This is a genomic window from Acidithrix sp. C25 (assembly GCF_904848545.2).
The window spans coordinates 401,703-424,537 of the sequence record NZ_CAJHCI020000002.1 but is presented as its reverse complement, the minus strand read 5'-3'; the positions used below and the strand labels follow the sequence as shown (position 1 = coordinate 424,537).

Annotated in this window: 16 protein-coding genes and 1 pseudogene; 7 read left to right on the top strand and 10 right to left on the bottom strand. The window is 47.5% G+C overall.

The annotated features are described in order from the left end of the window. Window positions 1-39: 39 nt before the first annotated feature. Both ACIDITHRIX25_RS95045 and ACIDITHRIX25_RS95040 read left to right on the top strand, forming a co-directional pair. The gene (locus tag ACIDITHRIX25_RS95045) at window positions 40-1,125 is read left to right on the top strand and encodes a class I fructose-bisphosphate aldolase (RefSeq protein WP_052604277.1); all 1,086 of its coding nucleotides are present in this window, start codon (window positions 40-42) and stop codon (window positions 1,123-1,125) included. A 205-nt stretch (window positions 1,126-1,330) separates the two neighbouring features. Continuing rightward, window positions 1,331-2,089, top strand: a complete 759-nt coding sequence (locus ACIDITHRIX25_RS95040) for a sulfite exporter TauE/SafE family protein (protein WP_201733144.1) — start codon at window positions 1,331-1,333, stop codon at window positions 2,087-2,089. A 154-nt stretch (window positions 2,090-2,243) separates the two neighbouring features. Here the strand turns inward: ACIDITHRIX25_RS95040 and ACIDITHRIX25_RS95035 are convergent, their stop codons facing one another. Then, entirely contained in the window at window positions 2,244-3,476 is a 1,233-nt protein-coding gene (locus tag ACIDITHRIX25_RS95035) for a DUF1015 family protein (protein ID WP_201733586.1), read from the bottom strand. A gap of 63 nt (window positions 3,477-3,539) precedes the next feature. On the opposite strand from ACIDITHRIX25_RS95035, the gene ACIDITHRIX25_RS95030 reads away from it, so the two are divergent. Further along, window positions 3,540-4,295, top strand: a complete 756-nt coding sequence (locus ACIDITHRIX25_RS95030; RefSeq protein ID WP_201733143.1) for an HAD-IIA family hydrolase — start codon at window positions 3,540-3,542, stop codon at window positions 4,293-4,295. A gap of 285 nt (window positions 4,296-4,580) precedes the next feature. Here ACIDITHRIX25_RS95030 and speB read toward each other — a convergent pair whose 3' ends face one another. Beyond that, window positions 4,581-5,558, bottom strand: a complete 978-nt coding sequence (gene speB, locus ACIDITHRIX25_RS95025; RefSeq protein ID WP_349632172.1) for an agmatinase — start codon at window positions 5,556-5,558, stop codon at window positions 4,581-4,583. A 958-nt stretch (window positions 5,559-6,516) separates the two neighbouring features. Between speB and ACIDITHRIX25_RS95020 the strand changes: the two genes are divergently transcribed. Beyond that, window positions 6,517-7,509: an NADP-dependent oxidoreductase gene (locus ACIDITHRIX25_RS95020; RefSeq protein ID WP_201733141.1), complete on the top strand. Its 993-nt coding sequence runs from the start codon at window positions 6,517-6,519 to the stop codon at window positions 7,507-7,509. Window positions 7,510-7,542: 33 nt separating this feature from the next. Here the strand turns inward: ACIDITHRIX25_RS95020 and ACIDITHRIX25_RS95015 are convergent, their stop codons facing one another. From ACIDITHRIX25_RS95015 to ACIDITHRIX25_RS95005, 3 genes are all read right to left on the bottom strand, one after another. Further along, on the bottom strand, window positions 7,543-9,309 hold the full coding sequence (locus ACIDITHRIX25_RS95015) for a pilus assembly PilX N-terminal domain-containing protein (protein WP_201733140.1): 1,767 nt from the start codon (window positions 9,307-9,309) through the stop codon (window positions 7,543-7,545). 194 nt (window positions 9,310-9,503) lie between these two features. Next, a complete protein-coding gene (locus tag ACIDITHRIX25_RS95010) occupies window positions 9,504-10,193 on the bottom strand; it encodes a PulJ/GspJ family protein (protein ID WP_201733139.1) in 690 nt (229 codons plus the stop codon). Between the two features lie 52 nt (window positions 10,194-10,245). Then, window positions 10,246-11,625 carry a type IV pilus modification PilV family protein gene (locus ACIDITHRIX25_RS95005; RefSeq protein WP_201733138.1) on the bottom strand — a complete coding sequence of 460 codons (1,380 nt, stop codon included), beginning with the start codon at window positions 11,623-11,625 and terminating at the stop codon, window positions 10,246-10,248. A gap of 1,386 nt (window positions 11,626-13,011) precedes the next feature. Here ACIDITHRIX25_RS95005 and ACIDITHRIX25_RS95000 point away from each other — a divergent pair. The 3 genes from ACIDITHRIX25_RS95000 to ACIDITHRIX25_RS94990 all read left to right on the top strand — a co-directional run bounded on the left by ACIDITHRIX25_RS95000 (window position 13,012) and on the right by ACIDITHRIX25_RS94990 (window position 16,009). Further along, the gene (locus tag ACIDITHRIX25_RS95000; protein WP_201733137.1) at window positions 13,012-13,686 is read left to right on the top strand and encodes a hypothetical protein; all 675 of its coding nucleotides are present in this window, start codon (window positions 13,012-13,014) and stop codon (window positions 13,684-13,686) included. Between the two features lie 149 nt (window positions 13,687-13,835). Beyond that, entirely contained in the window at window positions 13,836-15,275 is a 1,440-nt protein-coding gene (locus ACIDITHRIX25_RS94995) for a HAMP domain-containing sensor histidine kinase (protein WP_201733136.1), read from the top strand. Window positions 15,276-15,316: 41 nt separating this feature from the next. Continuing rightward, entirely contained in the window at window positions 15,317-16,009 is a 693-nt protein-coding gene (locus tag ACIDITHRIX25_RS94990) for a response regulator transcription factor (RefSeq protein ID WP_052605217.1), read from the top strand. 258 nt (window positions 16,010-16,267) lie between these two features. Here the strand turns inward: ACIDITHRIX25_RS94990 and ACIDITHRIX25_RS94985 are convergent. The 5 genes and pseudogenes from ACIDITHRIX25_RS94985 to ACIDITHRIX25_RS94965 form a co-directional block, all read right to left on the bottom strand. Beyond that, window positions 16,268-17,352 (bottom strand): annotated as a pseudogene (locus ACIDITHRIX25_RS94985) (ferritin-like domain-containing protein). A gap of 96 nt (window positions 17,353-17,448) precedes the next feature. Then, a complete protein-coding gene (locus tag ACIDITHRIX25_RS94980) occupies window positions 17,449-18,072 on the bottom strand; it encodes a hypothetical protein (protein ID WP_201733134.1) in 624 nt (207 codons plus the stop codon). 20 nt (window positions 18,073-18,092) lie between these two features. Then, window positions 18,093-19,184 carry an LOG family protein gene (locus ACIDITHRIX25_RS94975; RefSeq protein ID WP_201733133.1) on the bottom strand — a complete coding sequence of 364 codons (1,092 nt, stop codon included), beginning with the start codon at window positions 19,182-19,184 and terminating at the stop codon, window positions 18,093-18,095. Between the two features lie 56 nt (window positions 19,185-19,240). After that, window positions 19,241-21,538, bottom strand: coding sequence for a 5-amino-6-(D-ribitylamino)uracil--L-tyrosine 4-hydroxyphenyl transferase CofH (gene cofH / locus ACIDITHRIX25_RS94970; protein WP_052605221.1), 2,298 nt, complete (start codon window positions 21,536-21,538; stop codon window positions 19,241-19,243). A 507-nt stretch (window positions 21,539-22,045) separates the two neighbouring features. Continuing rightward, entirely contained in the window at window positions 22,046-22,825 is a 780-nt protein-coding gene (locus ACIDITHRIX25_RS94965) for a 6-phosphogluconolactonase (RefSeq protein WP_201733132.1), read from the bottom strand. Window positions 22,826-22,835 lie beyond the last annotated feature (10 nt).

Here is a 22,835-nt window from a genome sequence, read left to right as displayed (position 1 = left end):
GTAGTCGCATTTATTTGATTCGCTAGGATATTGGCGAGGATGCCAAGAGCTGTTGAGGAGGAATTGACGTTGACGATAGACGTTGAATCATTGTTGGGTGACGATGCGAAAGATCTCCTTTCGCATCGATGTGTGGGAATTCCTAAGGAGAGTTTGACTCTTCCTGGAGCAAATGTTCTTGATGAGATCTTCGCGCTCTCAGATAGATCTCCCCAGGTATTGCGTTCGCTCGCTTCTCTCTATGGGAATGGTCGTCTGGCCAACACCGGCTACATCTCTATCCTTCCTGTTGACCAGGGGATTGAGCACTCGGGTGCCGCCTCATTTGCTAAGGCACCACAATATTTTGACCCAGCAGCCATATGTGACCTTGCTATCGAAGCAGGGTGCTCCGCAGTGACCACAACCTTGGGTGGATTGGGAATTGTTGCTCGTCGTTATTCGCATCGAATCCCAATGATCGTCAAGATCAACCACAATGAGCTTCTAACCTATCCAGCCAATCCTGATCAAGTGATGTTTGGACAAGTTCGCCAAGCGTGGGATCTAGGAGCGGCTGGCATTGGTGCCACTATCTACTTTGGCTCAGAGCAATCTACTCGTCAGATCCAGGAGGTCTCCCACGCCTTTGCGGAGGCTCATCGTTTGGGGATGTTTACTGTTTTGTGGTGCTATCTTCGAAATAATGCCTTCAAGGTGGACGGGGTTGACTATCACCTATCTGCTGACCTTTCTGGGCAGGCGAATCACCTGGGTGTGACTATCGAGGCTGATATCATCAAGCAAAAGTTACCGGAAAACAATGGCGGATACATCAAGGTCGGCTTTGGGAAGACGGACCCGTTGGTCTACAGTGACCTCACTACCGATCACCCAATCGATTTAACGCGTTGGCAAGTAGTCAATTGTTACAATGGTCGAATTGGCTTGATCAATTCCGGTGGGGAATCCAAAGGTGCTACCGATCTAGCCGAGGCAGTTAGAACGGCTGTTATCAACAAGCGCGCAGGTGGTAGTGGCTTGATAGTTGGCCGAAAGGCTTTTCAACGTCCGAGAAACCAAGGTGTTGAGCTCTTGAATGCAATCCAAGATGTCTATCTAGACACATCTATCGATGTTGCATAAGCCCTCAAAGTAGAGTCTTTTCTCACGCTTACGTCGGCGCCCCCTAATGCTGAGGGCGCCGACTTTTATTAGCAGACCCTATCTATCTCGATCTTTGTCGTTAATTTGGAACTTCCATTTTCGATGCCAAGTGAGATGCTTGGGTCTTCTTTTTGTAAAGAGCGGTAATTTTCGAATGCTATTTGGTGAACTCCAGGAAATTTAATTGAATATCGCACACCTTCTATTCTTGGTCGCTGCTGGTTTGGTTGCGGGTACCGTTAATTCGATTGCCGGTGGTGGATCGCTGATCTCCTTTCCAGCACTGCTTTTCGTCGGCCTGGGTCCGATAGTGGCCAATGTAACAAATTCTTTGGCCTCGCTTCCTGGATATATAAGTGGGACCATTGGATATCGCCGGGCCCTGCCTCATCAACGGCATCGTTTGATTCAAGCTTCGATTGCATGTGTCTTTGGATCTGTCGTTGGTACTGTGATACTGCTCACAACGCCGGTATCATACTTTCGCGCTGTGGTTCCATTTTTGATTTTAGGCGCGTGTGCGCTGTTAGTCTTTCAAGAGCGTATCTCTTTGTTCGTCTCTTTCTCAAAGGTGAGTTCAAAGAGCAAATGGGTCATGCCCTTGGCCATTGGTATCTCGGCGATCTATGGATCCTATTTTGGCGCAGGGTTAGGTATCATCCTTCTAGCCATTCTCTCCATCTTTTCGGATGAGACGTTGCAGAACAATAATGCTCTAAAGATCACGCTCTCGGTAGTGATAGCTTCAGTGGGCGATCTGATCTATGTTTTAGTCACCCACGTTGCATTCTTGGACGCTGGTGTGATGGCGATCGGCTTCATTTTGGGTGGATTCTTAGGCGCTAAGATCGCTAGTCGTCTCAGCGCGAGAGTTTTGCGTATCTCTATTGTTATTTTTGGTGTTTGCGTCAGTTCTATCTTGTTCTACCAGACCTACCTATGAGAAGGCACTGATCTATGAGAAGAAACTGGCCTTTTAGAGGAGACTGACCTTATAGAGGGGACAGGCCTTTTAGATGGGATCGACCCGGAGAAGGCACCGAGGATCTCCTTCGTCTAGGAAGTGGTTGTCTCCTCCTTGGAACTAGCTATTTTGACTATTGATTATCTGCCTCTTTGAGTATGAGAGCCGGAAGTGGTTTGGGGTAAAAGAGAGTCGATTTCGCTCTGAGTGGCCTGTGGTTGATTGCACTATCTACGATCTCTTCAATTGGAGTTTTAGGACAGATCATCGCTATCACCCCAGGTGCCGTTGCCTTTGAGATCGCATAGTCTTTGTCGCTTGAATATTCTATTTTTGCGCTTTCGTCTGCGCCAAGGCGTTCTTCGACAAGGCTAAGTGCAGTCGATATTGACGATGAAATTGGAAGTTTCATTTTTGTATTTGAAGTTATCAGTGTGACGTATGGCCCAGGTAGATCGATGGAGGCCCCAGTGAAGTGCTCTTTTAGCTCCAAAAGTGCTGATTCGATCTCATCGTTACTCCAAGATACTGAGAATATCCGATGAATTGGCCGGATGAGGTGGGAGGCTTGGTCTATCGCACAGACAAAGGCAATCATTTCAATAGCGGATCCGGCTGGTTGACTGGCTAGTTCGACCTTTGCTCTTTGGATGCGGTGATGGCCATCGGCTAGGATTATTTGGGAGGATTCGATCGCCTCTTTGATGAGTGCTTTAGCACTTGGCTGAGGTAGAACGAAGATTCTATGAGCGTATGAATCGTCATCTTGGGTTCGAGAGATTGGACCGATTTTCATGGGCGCTACCTCTTGGATTATCTCGCTGTCTATTAAGGCCCAGATAGGCCCAACTCCTTCTTTAGCTAGAGAAGGAGCGATAGTAAAGTTAGCTGTCGCCTCATCTAGAGTTTGTTCGTGGGTGAGGATCTCTGAAAATGGATCTGTTGATGAATAGAGAGCTTCATCTGTGATTATTTCGGTTTCGTAACCCTTTTGATCTGGGAGATTTGTCATCCTGAGTATTCCAACTACCCCCATAACCCTTAGTGGCTCACAGGTTTGTGACCATTTGGAGATCTCATAGAGGTAATAACTTGACTCTTCATCTTCGACAAGATCATCTGGTTCGAAGGCTTCATTTGAACTTAGCCGTGCAAAGGAGAGTTCCTCTGTGTTGGCGCGGATGGCACGAAAGTCGCGAAAGTTATGCAATAGTGTAGCTCCACTCTTTAAAAGGGCCATTTGCTTGGCTTTGGTGTCATGGTAACTATAGACTCTATAGCTTCTAGTTGCACTTGTTGGAGTGGTTGGAGTGGTTGTTGGTCTCCAAGGGCCATTTGCTCGGAATGGATCGCCTGCAACTTTTATTGAATTTTGTTGAGCTAGACCTAGTGGACGTAACGGATAGCAACTTTAGAAAGGCTCTAAGCGGTGACGGAAGAGAATTGGGTAATAGATCTTGATGGAGTGATTTGGCTATTGAATGATCCAATTCCAGGATCGATCGAGGCGGTCGCTCAGCTGGTAAGGGCCGGTATAACCGTTACCTTTGCTACAAATAATTCAACCCTGACCAAGGAACAATACTCTCAAAAGCTTGAACGTCTCGGAATTGACATTCAAGCGACAAATCTTGTTACCTCCGCAATGGCTGCTGCGTCTATGGTGGCCCCAGGGAGTCGGGCTTATGTGGTTGGAGCATTTGGAATCAACGACGCATTGGCCAATAGGGGCGTAGAGGTTGTAGATGACGATGATGTCGATGTGGTAGTTGTTGGCTTAGATCGAGAGATCTCATATGCTAAGTTGAGCCGGGCTGGAAATGCAATTCGAAATGGTGCAACCTTTATAGCTACTAACACCGACGCTACATTTCCAATCACTGGTGGTCTTTTGCCAGGTGCCGGATCGATGGTCGCAGCTGTAGCCACAGTTGGAGGAAAGGCTCCACTGGTTGCTGGAAAGCCAAGCGCGCCCATGGCGAAACTTATAAGGGATTTAGTTGGTCAGCCTACCCTCATGGTGGGAGATCGCTTTGAGACCGATGGCGCCTTTGCCAATGAGCTTGCCTGCGGCTTTGGATTGGTGCTTTCGGGCGTATCTAAAGGTGTTCCAGATGGAGAGTCCAAGCCGGCTTATATTGCCGCTAACTTTTCGGAATTGGTCAACGAGGCAATTGTCAGATGAGGCAGGTGAGATCAGTCGGCTATGTGGTTGATTGCTACGTGGTTGATCGACCTTGGAGCTGGCCATACGGTCTGTTCGAGGATAAGTCGCTCTTTGGCATGGCTATAGATCTTTTGGGTTTTAGACGACCTTAGAATTTGGGGTTGGGTAGTCGTGCTGATAGATCTCTGATTGGGCGCTTCTTTTTGGTTTGGGCTGTGGTTCGTTGGTTTGGCGCTCCAAGAACATTGTGCTCCAAGAACATTCCAGGAAGATAAGGAGCGCCAATTTATAAGGCGAATCTACCTATTTTTGGGTGGATCTTAGATCCTTACGGCGCATAGCGATACCAGCGATCGATTCAAGTGCGCATCGGTGAGCGTTGTTTATTGTGAGTTCGGCCCAGTCAAATGGGGGCGAGACCTCCACGATATCGATAGCGACCACGTTGACTTCCCTGGTGATGCGTCGAATTATTCGCAATAGATCAACTGGGGCCATTCCTCCTGGCTCAGGGGTTCCAGTTCCGGGAGCGAATCCAGGGTCAAGGACATCTATGTCGATTGAGAGGTATATTCCTTTGGGCGAAGCGCTTGCCTCCTCGATTGCATCTGTGATCACAGCATGGTGGCCGCGCTCAAAGACTTCATTCATGGTATGCCATCGCATACCTTGTTCGCCCATCCATTCGAAGGTCTCTGCTGGTGGCCAATAGCCTCGAAGGCCAACTTGGACAAAGTGGCGTCCTTGGACAGCACCTGATTCTATTAGGCGTCTCATGGGAGTGCCATGGCTCGCATAGTTGCCATCTATCTCAAGGGCAGTATCGGCATGGGCATCGAAGTGGATTATCCCGATCTCTCCCCATCCGTGAGCTCGTGCGACGGCCGTCGCGCTGGGCCACGTGATAGCGTGATCGCCTCCGATAACTATAGGTATTATTCCTCGAGATGCAACTTCATAGACGCGTTCTTCGATAGCACTTCTAGATGCCTCCCACATTCCATGCGAGCAGATAGCATCGCCGAAGTCGACCACTTCGAGCTCTTCAAAGATCTCGATCCCATAGTCCATGTGATATGTTCCGGGCCCATATGCAGCAGCACGCAGTGATCGTGGGCCAAATCGTGCGCCTGGGCGATTTGTAGTTGAGTCGTCCCAAGGTGCACCCACTATGGCGATATCTGGCTCCCACTCATCGAGCTCTGAGGGTTCTGTCAGCAGCGGTCTCTGGGCAAAGGTGGCAATACCCTGGTAAGACGCGGTATCGAGCTGGGAGGCCATTCCTGGTTTGAGCTCTCTCTTTGGCATTGTGTGATCCTTTTCGTCTTGTCACTAGTGAAAATCTACAGAAGGTGGACACCTAATATCTCCTAAGCGCGATTCTATGTCCCTTCGGAGCGGCTTTAGGTGTCAGATGTCAGAATGCTACGAGTGGCTTCTTGGTAAATCTTGACAGATAAGGGTGGTAGGTATTGTAGGTTTTCCAATTTATTTATTGAATATTCCAACGAACTGGCGCGCTATGAGCCCCAAGGCATGGTTTAGTTTGATGCCGAGAGCGACAGCTATGGTCCATCTTATGTTGAGATTTGACTACATTCTCCCAGCGCAATAAGGTCTGCTACCTCTTTTAGCAGAGAGAGTATTATGCAAACTTGGTTTTAATGGTTTGAGTAATTCGAGCATAGGGTGGATTTAGTCCCTCATCTCCCTCATCTCTGTCGCTTTTGCCTCTGTCGCTTTTGCCTCTGTCGCTTTTGCCTCTGTCGCTTTTGCCTCTGTCGCTTTTGCCTCTGTCGCTTTTGCCTCTGTCGCTTTTGCCTCTTTGGCATGGTGAAATCTATCTGGGTTCTATTGTTAGCAACTGATTGTCAAATTAGTACTTCTTACTCACTCGGAGATATCTAGGTAAGATGGCTTTACAACTTCGGGTTTGCATCCAAATACGCGGATGTCATCTAATTTTCGCTTGGGTATTTAAGAAATCACATGATGTCTTTGCCGCTACGTCTTTGATTTTATCGAAACCTTGCATTTGAAAAGATGAGCAAGGTTCAAACTTCGTAATGGAGATTTCGATCTCTAAAAGTTTTCGGGATTTCAATCTGAGCAATTTGGGGACAATTTAAGGACTATCGTTGTATTGGAAAAGTTGTGGTTGAGTGATTGAAGAAACTGCGTTAGCTCCAAAGCTTCGGCAGGACCTGAAATTACCCGATAAGGAAAGTTAGTTGAGATTATGAAAGCACATCAGATAATACTTAGTTCGCGCCCTAAAGGTCATCCAACTCTGGATAATTTTGGCCGTAGCGACGTTGAATTGCCTTCACTTGGTGAGGGTGAAGTGTTGGTAAAATCCCTCTTTTTGTCGGTTGATCCCTACATGCGCGGTCGTATGAATGATGCTAAGAGTTATGTACCTCCATTTGCTATCGATGCTCCACTAGCCGGAGGAGGAGTTGGTGAGGTCATAGAGTCAAATACACCAGGCTTTGCAGTCGGAGACTTGGTTACCGGAATGCTTGCCTGGCGTGACTATGACGTTGCCGAGGCTAAGCACCTGCTAAAGATTCCAACCTCGAGTATCCCGGCAAGTGCCTATTTAGGCATTTTGGGAATGCCTGGCATGACTGCGTATGTGGGATTGTTTGACTTAGGCAAGCCTAAGAAAGGTGAGACCGTCTTTGTTTCAGGTGCTGGTGGCGCTGTCGGATCGGCTGTGGGTCAGATGGCTAAGATTGCTGGGGCCAAAGTCATAGGAAGTGCCGGTGGTTCCAAGAAGTGCGCGCGTCTGATTGAAATGGGCTTCGACGTAGCTATCGACTATAAGGAAGCACCGATCATGAACCAACTTATGGAGGCCGCTACCGATGGCGTCGATGTCTATTTCGATAACGTAGGAGGAGATCACCTAGTTGCTGCTCTTGAAGCAACCAATGATTTTGCGAGACTGGTACTTTGCGGCGCTATCTCACAGTACAACAACGAGACCTATCAGCCTGGACCTGGAAATCTATTTCGGGCAATCCAGCGTCGATTGACCATTACCGGCTTCATAGTTAGTGATCACGGCAGTCGCAGAGATGAATTTTTGAAAGATGTCTCTAGCTGGATTAGCGATGGCAAGCTCACCTACGATGAGACCTTTGTGGATGGACTAGAAAATGCTCCTGAGGCCTTTATGGGCCTGTTTTCTGGTTTGAATACCGGCAAGATGGTAGTTCGCCTCTAGATAGTCCGAGATGACAATTTCATACTTTTATGTCTAGGGTATTGCTGGAAGTCCGCTTGGGTTGACGGTCTCCACCGAGGAGACCGTCTTCCAGGCAGAATTTACTGGTGACAAAAAGAAGGGCGGGGTGAGATACGCCAAACGAGGATCATAGGTATAGGTCGTGTTGTAGCCTGAAACCGTTGCGCCATTATTAAACGAACCTTCGATATCTGCGTATTTGCCAGCCAGAGATCCGTCAAGATATATTGTCCCGAGCACCCCTCTAGATGTGTCCCAAAAGTGTTGGACCTCGAAAGAATCGTTCAACGTTAGGATCGCGGCCATTATCACAGGGTTTGTGCTTGGTTGAGAAAAGCAATTGTCGGGCGTAATGTTGTCGTTTGCAAAATTCGAGGAGACTTTGACGAAGCTTTGCGCAACTAGACCGAGGACGTCATTCGATGAAGAACTCCCGCAGTTGGTATATTCGAGGTTTCCATCGATATAGATATTGTTGTAAGAGCCAACTGTGATCCCTCCGGTGATTGTACCTTGTACTGCAACTTCTCCCTGGCTGCAGTCGAATGAATTTCCTCCAACGGTGATTTGGGTATTTACTGGACAACTTTGACCGGATGGTAGCGAATTTACGTAAATGGCGCCATTAGCTGGTAATGGCAAATTGCCGCTGCCGGTGCATCCAGCGTTTGTTGCTGAGGATGATGTCTCAGGGCTATAGACGCTCATTGATGATCCTAAAAAGACAATCGAAGTTGGTCCATAGTAGATGCAACCGCCAGCTTTTGCTGCGTTCGCTAATGAACTGTTGTTGGTAGGAAAGACAAGTGCTGGTTGGTGACTGGGATCTCCAGGATGGATGAAGGTGGGGTTGTCGCTAGAGTTCATATCGAAATATGCATTTTGTGGATCGATCCAGTATGGGTGGGAAGAGTATCCACTAGTTGTTGTTGATCCAGAATAAACCCGAGCGTTGAATTGCGGGGTGCCGTATAGGTAGTACATGTCATTTGTCATCAACGGCCCATTGAAGATTTGTCCGGTACCGTAGTAATTGATGAGTCCATAGCATGTATACCGCTCTGGTCCGGTGGTATTTTGATCATAGGAATAACTGTCAGAGTCGGAATCAGCCGGCGATCCGGCGGCGTTATCATTGGGTTGTGAGAATTTGTATCCACATTCAGTGGTGGCAGCTTTAGCGCTGTTAAATGCACTATCGAAATTAGGAGCTAGCGAGGGATCTACCATCATAGTGTCCGTCATAAGGAGGTAGTCTAAGAAGCCGTTCGTCCGCAGAGCTACTTTAATTGTTCTTGTTTGTGTTTGGGCTCCGTGAAGGGCAATGCCTGTAGACGTAAGATAGACGATACCTGTTGAAGCCGTATTAGAGGCATCTGGAGTGTAGTGAAAGTACTCATTTGTTGACCCGGGTACCGCGACCCACCCGGTAAATGCGCCATTTCCATCAGGCGGTAGATTAGATGCAGAGTACTTCCAGTAGTTTCCAGCTTGATTTAGTGCTATCTGGTTCATCCTGTTGAGGTAGTCAGTAACGCCAGATTCTGCCGCTCCTAGAGCGCTTTGGTAGTCTTGTGATCCTCGCGTAAGGGGTAATTGATTTACGGTAGCAGCATAAGTGGCCAGCGGAATTGCACTCAGTAGGAGTACCGCCAATATCGCCACAATGATGGCCAAATCTCCTCGTTCGCTATTGGGAATGTGACGATTATTTTTGGATAAGTATCTCCCGCGGTAGGCCTGCTTCGTCATCCGATCTTTTCTGGAAGTGACCTTCATTATTCTTTCCCTTTTTTTATGACGGATCGTGGCTTCAAGTTTCTTAATTCTCTTTTTTAAACTTATGTGGCTGATCCGCAGATGTTTTATCGTTTCATTTGGGATACTGGGTCAATAAATTTGGTAAAAAGAGCGAGGTTTGGGGCCGTTTATTCGTGGTGTTAGTAACTTTCGGTTTGCGTTCTCTTTCGTCATCAGTTATCCGAGGATCCACTAGTTGTTGTAGTAGATTCGCTTTCTGATCCACTCGTAGTTGTTGTAGTGTCGATCGATTGATTTGATCCATAGCCAAAAACTCCAATAGTGCTGGTAATGGTGGATGATTGTGCTGTGGTGCCGACCGCTTCCACCAAAGTTATCGAGACTGAAGCTATCTGAGCGAGCGTACTGGCGCTAGTTGTTGATCCGGAGATCGCAAGAGATGAGATTGAGATCGAGGTTGGAGAGGTAATCGTCCCAAATGAAAAGATGGAGTCATTAGCTAGGTGCGTTGCCAACACTAAAGTCGTATTGGATGAGCCAGGATTGATGGTCTCCTGGGTTAAAGTGCATGGACACGAAGTTCCGGTTATGGGATTAGCGCTTATTATCATTTCGACGTCGGAATTAGTTGCTGAATCGTATGTATAGAAATCGATAGAATTGGCGGATGCCGAGACAAACGGACTGCTTTGGTTACTTGGGGTCTGCGCGTTCCTGATGCTACGGGTAACTTGATTCATCGCGGTCATCGCGGTCGCGCTTGACTTTGAACTGTTGGTGATCGAAGCTTGGGTTGACGCAAAGGTGTTTATGATTTGGAAAGTCATAACCGATACAATCCCAAAGAGAAATGTAGCAATAAGGATTTCTACCAAACCAAGGCCCGCGTCGTCAAAGCCCACACCTCCTTTTTGTGTGGTTGTTATTTTCTTGGTTCGCCATTGACTTCGTTTTTTAGTTTCCGATTGTGAAAGCAATTGGACCACCACCCAATATCGAAACGGGAGATGAGGGTGGAATGACCACAGTATTGTTAGAATCGACCGCCTGGAGGTCGAAATAGCCAAGAGGAAGATATGAAGTTACGCTTGAAGCTGTACTAGGTGAAGTTCCTATCTGCCCCAGTGAGATTGGCGTCGAAGTTCCACAAGGCGTACCGCTTGTATCTGCCACCGGAATTGCTTGAATTGTATCACCTGTGGCAGGTGAACCGTTGATGGTCGCGGTTATTGTCACGGTTGCATATGTCGGTGATATGGCGGTGGTTCCACCTGGGGTAACTGATATTATCGGTGTGCTTGAAAGCGCAGGGTAACGTGGAACTGCATTTAGAGTGTAGCAACTTCCCAGCCAAATTTGATAGCCTGAGGAAAAGGGAAAGAGAGGACCCCATAGGAGGTTGTTTGAGGGGTTGTTTGATTGCGTGACATTCGACGAGCCACCTACGGGCAGTTGTGAATTTGCAGCGGTTAGTCCAGATGCAACTGCTAGTTGCTCGCTGTTGGGATCGCCCAAGGAGAGATATGCACCCTTATCGTAGGCAAACTGTACCGACGTAGTATTTCCTAAGGTAACGGTGGCAGAGACAGAGGGATTCGGGTTGTTTGAGTTGTCGACATAACCAGGGTTGAGACTGGATGGAAGGCTAACGGTATAAGCGCCTGCCGTGAGAAATGGGAAAAAGGCACACCCATTGGCGTCAGTTGCGACGGTTTGAGTTTGTGTGGAGTTCGAAACTTGGACCCAAACTCCCGAGCTTGGTCCATTGGCCGCATTGGATATGTCGATGGAAAGATTACCGCTCGAAGGCGAATATGGACTAGTCGTGGTGGATGAACCTGATTGGGATGGTCCACCATAGGCCTGAGGAGGTGGAATGATAATTTCGTTTGCAATTTCAGGCGGGGTTGGTGGTGTGGCGACCCAAGAGATGGATACTGTGGCTTCAACTATCGGTTGATTGTATGTTTTGGAGGTACCTTGGACGGCGCATCCTTGCTCGGTAAGTGTTCCAGTCGACCAGGCTAGCTCTGTTTGAATTGTAAAAGTTGTAGGACCAACTTTTTGTGTGGTGATCTTGGTCCCTAGATTGGCATTGACGAAACCCGTGAAGTTCGAATTCGCTAGAAGTCTGATTGTTTCTAGTGACGAGTTGGCTAATCCAGCAGCTGCTACACGATCTCTGTTGTTCCCAGAGACTCCAATGGTGGCCTCTAATAGTTTGGTGGCTGGAATTAACGTGAGTAGCAAAATAGTGACAGCGATAACTATCCCTATTATGCTCAGTCCATCGTCGCTTTTTTTGTAGCGTGTCGAGGAAGTTTTGATTGCCATCCTTGTGCTCACCGGAGTGTTATCGGCGATATTTGCGTAAATCTTTACCTTATTGCGACTTGATGGGCTGGGCGATTCATATTAGAGCTGTTAGCAAAAGGTAAATCTCACTAGGGCAGGTCAGACCTGTAGCTCCTAGGAGTTTTTGGCTTGAGCGCCACGTTGAGCGCCATCTTGCATCGCTTCATAACCCAACCCCAAAGCAATGAGGGACTGTCGAGATTAACAGAGTCGCTGGTGTGTTCGCAAGATCTTGCTCTTGATAGGCGGAGTCGATTGGCCGCCATATTTAGGGGTGCTTTTATAGCTTTATTAGGGCGCTCGCTTGGCTCATAGGCGCGGAATTTTTAGACACATTTTCTAAATTGTAGTTTTGGAGTCGTGGTGTTGTATGTCGCGACAAATTATGGGGGTACTTCAGAGCCGAAGAAAGCTGAAGGTAGCCGAAGGTAGCCGATCTGGATTGGCTGGATGACCATCGCCTTTGATGGTCATATCTTTGAATAAGGTTAGCTCTTTTGGTACCTCAAAGAGTTTTAAGTGGATCTTGCCTCGGGAGCCTTGAATCTTGGTTCATCGATTGCCTATGTCCATGTGGTTCATTTGTGACAAATGGCATTCCTTCTGACTTGGGGTAATCTCTGACGCATGAGACAACTGGACAAATCCAGAGTCAGTTATTACATTTGGCGAAGGTAGATTCAGATGCTCTTTGTCGTGCCATGTTCGACCTTTGATGCGGCGTTAGAAATCTAAAAGTAGGTGTGTTGATGTCATCGAGGGTGGTAAATAATCCGATTGCGCCACTGTTTCCTAGGGAGTATTCCTTCACCGCTTGTCATGACAGCAAGAATCTTCTAATTCGATTGGTGTCATGATCGTAAAATGGGTTTTCGTGTTGGGCGAAATAGCTCTTTGGTCAAAATGACTGAGGGACTTTTAACTTAAAAAGTGTTTTATGTTTTGCCACCAGATGCGAAATCGCTTATACGAATGAGCTCAGGGCCCTTTGTGGATGAATTGGGTTGTTAATCTCTCCTTGGCGAAGCGGAAGGTCCAGCGCATCGATATGAAAGCGGACCGATTGCCGCTGTCTTTGCTCTTACTCTTTGAGCTCCTTGGGCTAAGATTGTCCAGGAAAGCCGTAGTGCACTATAGTCATGTTCATGCTGATCCAAAAGCCGTGTGAGTCTCGATCGCTTTAGGTGGCGGGTAGTTGATTAGAGAATTTTCATGAGCTATTAATCTTTTGCCGGGGATAGTCCCACCATAATTGTTATGAGGTTAGTGCTTTTTAATATTCACAGATCCCGTCTTGGCTGTGGTTGGCTAAGGCGCGTGGATTTTGTACCTTTGAGATATTTGTAGAATTGAGAAATGATCTAAATGGTCAGCGATGATAGGCCAGACTTTAGTCACAATAGGCCACAAAAGGGTAATTCATGGCCAATGGGGTTTCGAGCCTCGAAGTCACTTCGAATTGCCGGGTTTGTCGCGCCTATGATATTGGGTGCCAGCATCATAGCGGCCTATATGCACTTTGGAATCTTGGGTAGCGGACCTGGAGCGCTGCCGAGTGCAGTTTTGATAGCTCCAAGCACAATGACAATAACAACCACCTCTTCAACATCGCTAGTTACTACCTCGCCCTCGGTTACCTCGGGCACCGTTTTGGTTGGATCGTCTTCAACGACAACTCCCACAACGACTACATCGTTGATGGCTAACTCCCAGAACCTAGAGGTTGTCACCCCCACTGTCAAGGTTTACTCCTATGATTCGGCTGATTCGAAGCCATCATCGGTGGAGGATTCAAAGCCTGTCGCCCCTGTTGTCTCCACGCCGGCACCTCAGACTACACTGGCAACAGCCACTGCGCCTTCGACATCAATCGCAACCATCACAACTCAAGCATCGAGTGACTCAGCTGATTCTAATAAATCGACAACAACTACCTCTGCTACAGGGGATTCCAAGAGTTCGTCGGGTGGTGATTTGAGCTCGTCTTCGAGTTCGATATCGTCATCGCCTTCCACCTCAACGAAGAAGTCTGACTCTTGATAGCCAGAGTCTCTTACCTTTTTATTAGATGATTGAAGCCTGGTATGTCATGCGAGTAAATATGATTCACTTCTACCTGTGCCAACCTCTAAAGAATACTGGCGCTGTTGATTCCTCAAATCAATGCATTGAGTCTTTGTGGTTGTGCAATGGAAAATAGTTCACCTAAGACACGGCGTATAAAGAGAAGAATCGGCACGGTCCCACGTCTTGTTCTTGCCCTATTTATCGTGACCTCTGGTGTCTTAGGTCTGGTAGTGCTTCAGGTCTCTCAGACTTTTGGACAGCGTTCGGTCGCCCTTGTTCGACAAAACTTGGTTGACGAGGTCGCTGAATATGAAAGGGCGATTGGTACCTCTACGTCAAGCAATGTCTTTATCTACTCTAAAACATACCTGATTGAGCATCAGCTCAATAGTCAAAAAAGTATAGTTATAGCAATTGTTGGTCACCCTATTTTGGGTTCTACGGGATCTCAAGGAGTCCTTCCCGACGGCCCTATAAAGAATCTCGTCTATCATTTCCCTACGACTACCAAGGTGTTGACGTTCAGCGCGCTTGGCGTACCATATTTGGTTGTGGCCACTCCGATATTGATTAGCGGACGACCTTTTGGGGTTTTCATTGCAACTGCGGACCTATCTCAAGAGATAACTCAGATGCATCAGATGTTGGTTTTGGTGCTCTTCGAGGCGGCGATAGCACTTTTGTTTACTATGGGCAGTGGATACCTTCTTTTGCGACGTGTGATGAAGACCGTGGGCGGAATCACAAATGCAGCAATCGGAATCGCAGATGGAGACTTAAGCCGGCGAATCGATTACAGCGGGGCAACGGACGAAGTTGGTACTTTGGCCAAGACCTTTGATGAGATGCTGAATCGACTGGATGAGATGATGGAGGGACAGAAGAGACTTCTCTCGGATGTCTCACATCAACTCAAGACCCCGCTTACCATAATCAACGGGAACTTGGAGCTCATAGCGCGCTCTGGTCAAGTTTTATCGCAGGACAATATTGAGAGCTTTGAGGCGGCTAAGGAAGAGATAACCTTTATGAGCCATCTAATTGATCAGCTTCTGCTTTTGGGACGCACTATGGAGCGAGATTTTATTCTTCGAGGGCCAGTTGACTTTAGATCATTTATGGCGGATCTTTACTCGTCGTCAGTTGTGATTGCTGACCGTAATTGGCAATATCAAGAGCCTCCTGATCTAGTAGTTGAGTTTGATGCTGCAAAAGTTCGTGGCGCTCTTTTGAATTTGGTGGAAAATGCAGTCAAAGTGACCCAAATGAATGATGTAATAGAAATTAGTGCAACCACTCGGGGTTCGGTTTTGGAGATATCAGTTTCTGATAGCGGACCAGGGGTTCCAACTGGAATGGAAGATGCGATCTTTGCTCGCTTTGCTCGGGGCTCTCAACCCTATAAAAAGGGAGCAGGGTTAGGGCTGTCAATTGTCGATGCGGTTGCGAAGGCACATAAGGGGTGTGTGGTTCTTGAGGTCTCCCCCTATGGTGGAGCACGTTTTTCCATGCTCCTTCCGTTGGTAATGGCTGAAATACCAGATGACGACTATGAGCTATAGGCGGTTTTAATGAGCGAATTTCGAGATGTGAGGATGCAAGCGTGAATATTGTCATTGTAGAAGACGATCCAAAGATTGCGAGTTTTATCTCCAGAGGGCTTCGTGCTGAAGGTTACGCAACGACATTGATTCAAGATGGTGATTCGGCGATGTCCGTGGTTCCACTGATGCGCGACGACATCGATCTGGTACTGCTCGATCTTGGTTTGCCGGGCAAGGATGGCAAGGCTGTATTGGCGCATTGGCGGTCGGAGAAGTTTTCAAAGCCGGTAATTATTCTTACTGCTCGAGATGAGATTTCCGAGAAGGTGAAAGGCCTAAATGCTGGCGCGACTGATTACGTAACCAAACCGTTCTCCTTCGATGAACTTTTGGCTAGAATTCGCGCAGCTCTAAGAAACTTTGAGACGACCTCTCTTACAACTCTGGAGGTGGCCGATGTCAGCTTTGACCTAGTCTCCAAAGTTGCATTTAGAGGCGGACGTCGCATTGAATTGGCTCAACGCGAATGGGCGTTACTCGAGCTATTCATGCGAAATCCCAGTCAAGTGCTCTCTCGAATTCAGATTCTCAATCATGTTTGGGACTATTCATTTGATCCTGGGTCAAATATAGTGGACGTCTATGTCGGGTATTTGCGCAAGAAGATCAATATACCTCACCATGATTCTTTGATTCAGACAGTGCGAGGTGCGGGATATAGGTTTCTGCCGCCATCTTCGAGGTGGCAATGAATCTCGCATCTGGTAGATCTTTAGAGCTTTTGTTCCGGGAATAGACCGTGCAAGAGTTTATCGGGACTCCAAAGATTATTCATAGCTGACAGCGGCGCTAGAACTACAAGGCTAACTCGTTCTCTTAGTGGCCCTAAGTTCGTTGACAGTTCGTCGACTTTATGGCGCTAATGTAGGCCGTATCGGTGGTTTCTCATCTAGACCATGAGCCTTATGGGAGCCATAAGGCTCATGGTTACAATTGGTTATTGCCTTGAATTATAGGTCTTCCAGTGCGCCAAGGGCAACGGTCTTGTCGACGTCGGCGACCCTTGCCTTATCGATTTCGCTAGCTATTTGATCGTCTTCGTCCATAATTTGGTCGATGTCAACTTCGGCGAAGCCTAGAACCCCATCTTTTCAAAGGTGTCGCGCATCGTTTTACCGAAGAGTCCAATATCTTTTAGGATGGGTACGATTCTTGTAAAGAGCAAACTTCTAAATGCAATTTGCGACTCGGATTCATTTACCCATTGGACACATTCTTTGGTATCCAGACCTAGGTTTGACCAGACCTCATTGGCTAAGAATCGGTCGCGCATGGCTATACATGCCTCGGCGCAAAATTCTTCGCGCTCTTGACGTTCGGCCTCTGTTAGGTTTGGGTAGTAGTCGCGGAGTGCATTTCTCCCAAAGGCTACGTGGCGTGCCTCATCTTGCATAACATAGGCAGTCAGGTCTCGAGCAAGTTTATTACCTGTCATATTACGTATCATGCCAAAAGCTGCAAGGGCAAGGCCCTCGATTAGAACCTGCATGCCTAGGTAGGTCATATCCCAGCGAGAGTCGTTTAAAACATCATCAAGGATGGAGCGAAGGTTAGGGTTGATTGGATAGGCAATTCCTAATTTATTTAGGTAGGTTGAATAGACCTCAACGTGGCGTGCCTCATCCATCACCTGGGTAGCTGCGTAGTATTTCGAATCCATGTCCGGCACATTTTGAACGATCTTAGAAGCGCATATGAGAGCCCCTTGTTCGCCGTGGAGAAATTGTGAGAATTGCCATGATGCCAGGTGCAACTTCAGCTCGCCTAGACCTTTTGCATCTAGTTTGTCAAACATTGGCGAACCCCAAATGGGTACGAAGTGGTCCTCTGTGCCCAAGGGATTGTCTATGTCGATCGTCTCTGACCAGTCAATTCTAATTTGGGCGTCCCACTGGCGTCGCTTACCCTTGTCGTATAAGTTGAGCATCTTTTCGCGCCCGCTGTCATAGTCCCAACTGAAATGAACTTCTCCGGTGTCGTCTTTGGTCTTCCAGCCTGTCAATTCGACTGGAAGGACATAGCGTTTAGTAGTCATTTTTGCTCCCCCTGATGCCTAATAATTAAGATATCACAGGGAATCGTTAGGCACGAAACATTTTGGTGGAGATGTGCAAAGATTTCAAGTTCATTGCTAGTTGTCGTCGGAGGCTGATCCCTCAAGGTTCTCATCTGAGTCAAGGCAAAGGTGATCTATATCCGTCAAGTCACACTTTTTGGCTGAGATCTTGGCGAGCATCAGACTAAAGACGATGGCGAAGAATTCAAGGGGCTTCCAGTCGTAATGGGTTCCAGTTAGGAGCGCATCCATTCCCGAAAGAGGAAATCCCGGGCGGGGAGATGCCAGCCCTACAACGTCACCTTGGCGATTTACTATATGGAATCCGGTAGGACCATCGCCATGAATTACCAGGCAGGTCTTTACATCGTCGTTTACAACCGCTAGGAATCGAGATGATTCACCTGTCGATGGATCGGGTATTCTAACAATTACGGTTGAGACCCGCTGTAGATCCTTATCTAGAAGTGCTACTGTATATTTGCTATCACGTCTAATGGCCAGCATCGAGATCTGAGGTTTCGCACCAGGTCCGGCTGATATCCTCCATATGCCATCTTCTATCCTTGCCTCAGCGAGGGTTGTGGTCGCTGTTCTCCAAAGGAAGGTCGTAGGTGATGGCGAAAGTTCATAGGCACTCGGTGAGTCATAGAACTGCCCACAGTATGCACAGCTAGATGATCCGTCGGGAGCTGGCATCCCACAAGCAACACAAGATTTCACCTAGTCTGTATCGGAAGATTTATCTCTAGGCTTGACAGACCGTTGAGAGCATTGACTAAGTTTCGCAACTCGCCATGGGAGCTTTTGTCAAAACGAAGTGCCACTCTTGCCAGATCAAGGCCGTCTTTTTCGCCTTTTTCCGTTCCAGTGATTGGTATGGATTCTATGGTCCCAGATTGGCAGATGTGCCCAAAGTCACGATTAATGGCCTTCATTTCACTCTTGGATGGGGCAGACCTCATCCGTAAAATAAGCAAGTTTCCCACCCAGCGCATCGAATGATAGTTGCGATAAAAGCTGACTATCTCATCAACGGCCTTTTCGTGTGAGTCGGTGATGAGATAGAGGGCTGAATCTTGGGGCGAGACCATTCCTCGCTCAAAGAGCTGCTTATTTACGTAGTCGAGCCAATGGTTCCAGTAGTTTCCGCCTTTGGCTTCATAAAAGACAATCGGTGCCAGAGGCGACTTGCCCGTTTGAACGAGAGTGAGAAGCTCGAATGCTTCGTCTAGAGTCCCAAATCCTCCTGGAAGGATTAAAAAGGCATGCGACTCTTTCATGAAGATAAGTTTTCGGGTGAAGAAGTACTTCATCTCTACGAGTTTTGGGTCTTGAGCGATAAATAGGTTCGCCCCGCCCTCAAAGGGCAGCTTGATATTTACTCCAAAGGAGTTTTCACGTCCTGCTCCTTCGATTCCAGCTTCCATGATACCGGGGCCAGCACCGGTAATTATCATCCAACCATTTTCGACCATTGCTTGAGCTAGATCATGGGCTGCGCGATAATCGGCGTCGTCCTTTGTGGTTCGAGCCGAACCGAAGATCGTCAATTTGTGCTGATTGCGATAGGCCCTAAAGGTTGAAAATGCATTACTCAATTCTGCAAGAGCACTTGAGGCAATCTTAATATCCAGACGATCAGTCTCTTCGTCAGCGAAGTTAACACAGACGCTGAGAAGCTGAAAGATAAGATCGCGATTTTTTTTGGGTCCTAACTTATCAATAAGGGCCACGATTTCATCGTGGAGCAGTGTCGATTGGTGCATGGAGTTTTTAAATCGCGAATCTTGCGTCAATGTCGTATTCAATCGTCTCGTAAAAGTTTTTTGGAAGTTCTTAGCCAATAAGTCTATGCGAATCCAACCTAGCTAAATTGCGCTATTTCCTTATAGAGTGTGCTTCGCTGTGCTAATCTTCGCCCCAGTGGGTTGACGATCTCTTTGAAGCCTTCAAGGTCGAGGAGTTGTCCATGAGAAGCCCCGGCTGCTCTGGAGATGTTTTCTTCCATCAGAGTGCCGCCAAGGTCATTGGCTCCTGATCGAAGGAGTGTCCTTGCCCCTTCGATACCCATCTTTACCCATGATGCCTGAATGTTATCGATCCAGCCGTGATATGCCAATCGAGCAACACTATGCATTAACAGCGATTCCCTAAAAGTTGGGCCACGCCTCGCCTTTTGCTGAAGGTAGATTGGTGACGCCATATGGACGAATGGAAGAGGTACGAATTCGGTAAAGCCGCCTGTCTCTTTTTGAAGGTCACGTGTCAGTACAAAGTGTTTTGCCCATGACTTTGGTCTTTCGAAGGTTCCAAACATGATGGTTATATTCGAGCGCAGACCAACACCATGAGCTGCTCGATGCACGTCAAGCCACTGGCGGGTATTTATCTTGTCCGGGCATAACCTAGCTCTGATATCGTCGTCTAGGATCTCAGCAGCAGTTCCAGGTAGTGTCTTGAGTCCGGCATCTTTTAACATTTGAAGATATTCGCTGAGTTCGATCCCAAGGCGACGTGCACCTTCATGGACCTCTAAGGCGCTAAAACCGTGAATATGCATCTCCGGAACGGCACTTCGAACCGTTTTGGCTACCTCAATGTAATAGTTACCATCAAAAGAAGGGTGGATACCGCCTTGGAGACATACCTCGGTTGCTCCTAGCTCGCTTGCTTCTACTACCCTTTGGGCAAGTTGATCCATGTCCAACAGATATGGCGTTCCTCTTAGGTTTAATGAGAGAGGGCCCTTGGAAAAGGCGCAAAAGCGACATTTGAAGGTGCAGATGTTTGTGTAGTTTATGTTGCGATTTCTCACGAAGGTTACAGTGTCGCCAACGCTTTTAGCGCGAAGTTCGTCTGCGACTGCTGCGATTTTACGAACTTTTGAGCCTCTAGCTCCAAATAGAACCTCTATCTCATGTTCATTTATCTCATGGCCAATCAAGATACCATCAATTATCTCGTCGATCTCGTTTCGGTTTGAGTTATGTGGATCTGGCGAAAATAGGGCGAGTCCACTCTTTTTCAAGATGGGCTCCAAGATCTCTGGTGGGGGAGTATCACCGCCTGAGACCCAGTCGTCTTCTCGTCCATAACCAAGCGAGTCGCTGTGGTCCATTACATAAAAGCGCGACTCAGGCCGTAGCCACTTTTCTTCATCGCGGGCAAATTCAGGATATATTGGAAGGCGCGGAATTAGATCATAACCTTCGTTTCTGACCTCTTTGGCAAGCACTTCGAGGTGTGGCCAAGGACGTTCGGGATTCACATGGTCGATTGTGACTGGCGATATTCCACCAAAGTCGTCTATCCCAGCGCCAATGAGTGCTCTTATGTTATCGCTAAGATTGGGAGGTGCTTGGAGATGGATCGAGGTAGGAAGGATTATTCTTGCCAGCGCGATGCTGCGCAGAAAGGTTTCATCGTCGCATTTTTCCATAGCAAATAGGCGGGTCTGATCCTTGGGCAGAAAGTTTTGAATTATTACCTCTTGGATATGGCCGTATTCGTCGTTGAGCTTGGCGATTGCCTCTAGGGCTTCGATGCGATCGGATTCATCGTCGCCAATTCCAACTAGCAGTCCTGTTGTGAATGGAATCGCCAGTTCGCCTGCACTTTTTATGGTCTCTAATCGACGCTGTGGCGTCTTGTCAGGGGCGCCCTTGTGGCAATCTAAATCCCCTCGGATCGATTCGAGCATCATTCCAACTGATGCAGAATAGGGGGCCACCTCTTCTAGCTCTTTCTTGGAGAGTGCACCTGCGTTTACATGTGGAAGGAGGCCGAAGGTCGTCATTGTCTTTTTTGAGATATCCCGAATGTAATCAACGGTCGAGGAGTATCCATTGTCATTTAGCCATTGACGAGCTTGAATCCACCTATCTTCAGGTCGCTCTCCCAGGGTGAAAAGTGCTTCATGACAGTTTGCTTGTACGCCTTGGCGGACGATCTCTTCTACTTGAGCCGGTGATAAAAAAGGGCTTTCTAATTGAGACGGGCGTTTTACAAAGGTGCAGTATCCACAACTATCGTTGCAAAGTTGGGTTAGCGGAATGAAGACCTTTGGCGAGAATGTTATGCAATCACCAAAGGTTTCATCTCGTATCTTTTTTGCTCGCTCCAGCAGTTGGGTGGTGGATAAATTAGAAAGTTGTGATCCCATATTTCTAACAATAGGTCAAATTAATTGGTTCTGGGTCATTCTTGGGAGACTGCGCCACATTTGATATCTCCAAAGTTCATTTGCTTGACCCGAATACTACTGGGAGAGCCGAATCTTTGTTAGTAGCGACCTCGAAGGTTCACTCGACTTTTGCACCGCCAAGATGGGACTGGGAGATGGGACTGGGGTCGGACCTGTAATACTTGGTGTCTTGTTGTTCGTATTTCAGCAAAACTATGGCGGCGAGCGCGAGTTTTGTTTGGTTTTTGGCTTGGTGTTAGCGCCTCTTTTATTTTGCGACGTCGTATTTGGTCATCGAGTTTTGGTCCCCATGCGCTTTGATGGCTGAGAGACCAAAACTCATTGATAGTTCGAGAGATGGAAGATTATTGGGATTGGGGGGGGGACTACTACTTCGATTGATCTACTTCGATTGATCTCGAAGGTGATTGCTTTTACTCTTTGTGAGTGGGTATTGGCGATCAAAGGGAAAGATAAATTCGCCCTCTAGAGATCGAATTCGCTAGCTGCATCCTCGTCAACTAGGATTATCAGATCCAAAGCCCCAAGGCTCCCTGCGGGGTAGTCGCTTGGATTTTCAAGTACCTTACGTAGAACTTTAGCTTTTTCACGGCCAGTTACAGATAGCACAACAGTTTTTGAAGAGTTGATAAAGTCCATGGTTACGCTTAGGCGTAGGTTTTTGTTGACTTGAGCTAAGTCATAACCGATCTCGCAGAACTTGCCTTTGATGTTGAAGTCAGTTCTATTTGGAAAAATCGAGGCTATGTGACCATCTGGCCCTAGACCAAGATGGAGGAATCGATTTGAAACTGTTTTTTCCAGAAGCTCGTCATATCGATTTATTAGGGAAGCTAGAAACTTTCGGTATGGCTCGATCTCTTCATTTGCGAGCAGTGTTGACGACCCACAAAGTTGCTCGATCGCAATTAATGAAGCTGTGTCTTGGCCAAGGGTAGGTGTGAAATAGGTGATATCCGCGCCAGAAGCCTTTTCCATCAAGAGGTCATTGATGAGTCGAGTGTTTGAGTCTGGGCTTTCTAGGGGAACCAATCGTTCATCACCTAAGAAAAGATCAAGAGCGCCATTTTTCGAAATGATAGAATTCCACTTCGATGCTATCGTTGGGTACCACATTGTAGCCTGGGATCCACCTGTGGCAAAGAATGAGGTTCGATGGTCAGGTGAAGTTTCAATGTGTCGTGCTAGGAGATTGGAGAGCGAGGCCCCAACGTCTGGTGAGACCTCGAATCGGTAGTTATCCATTTTATTTTCG

Excerpts from the sequence above, each read along its gene's own strand:
- ACIDITHRIX25_RS95045 (WP_052604277.1), top strand. The coding sequence starts at position 40 with ATGCCAAGAGCTGTTGAGGAGGAATTGACGTTGACGATAGACGTTGAA.
- speB (WP_349632172.1), bottom strand. The coding sequence starts at position 5,558 with ATGGCCTCCCAGCTCGATACCGCGTCTTACCAGGGTATTGCCACCTTT.
- ACIDITHRIX25_RS95020 (WP_201733141.1), top strand. The coding sequence starts at position 6,517 with ATGAAAGCACATCAGATAATACTTAGTTCGCGCCCTAAAGGTCATCCA.
- ACIDITHRIX25_RS95015 (WP_201733140.1), bottom strand. The coding sequence starts at position 9,309 with ATGAAGGTCACTTCCAGAAAAGATCGGATGACGAAGCAGGCCTACCGC.
- ACIDITHRIX25_RS95005 (WP_201733138.1), bottom strand. The coding sequence starts at position 11,625 with ATGGCAATCAAAACTTCCTCGACACGCTACAAAAAAAGCGACGATGGA.
- ACIDITHRIX25_RS95000 (WP_201733137.1), top strand. The coding sequence starts at position 13,012 with ATGGTCAGCGATGATAGGCCAGACTTTAGTCACAATAGGCCACAAAAG.
- ACIDITHRIX25_RS94995 (WP_201733136.1), top strand. The coding sequence starts at position 13,836 with ATGGAAAATAGTTCACCTAAGACACGGCGTATAAAGAGAAGAATCGGC.
- ACIDITHRIX25_RS94980 (WP_201733134.1), bottom strand. The coding sequence starts at position 18,072 with ATGCCAGCTCCCGACGGATCATCTAGCTGTGCATACTGTGGGCAGTTC.
- cofH (WP_052605221.1), bottom strand. The coding sequence starts at position 21,538 with ATGGGATCACAACTTTCTAATTTATCCACCACCCAACTGCTGGAGCGA.
- ACIDITHRIX25_RS94965 (WP_201733132.1), bottom strand. The coding sequence starts at position 22,825 with ATGGATAACTACCGATTCGAGGTCTCACCAGACGTTGGGGCCTCGCTC.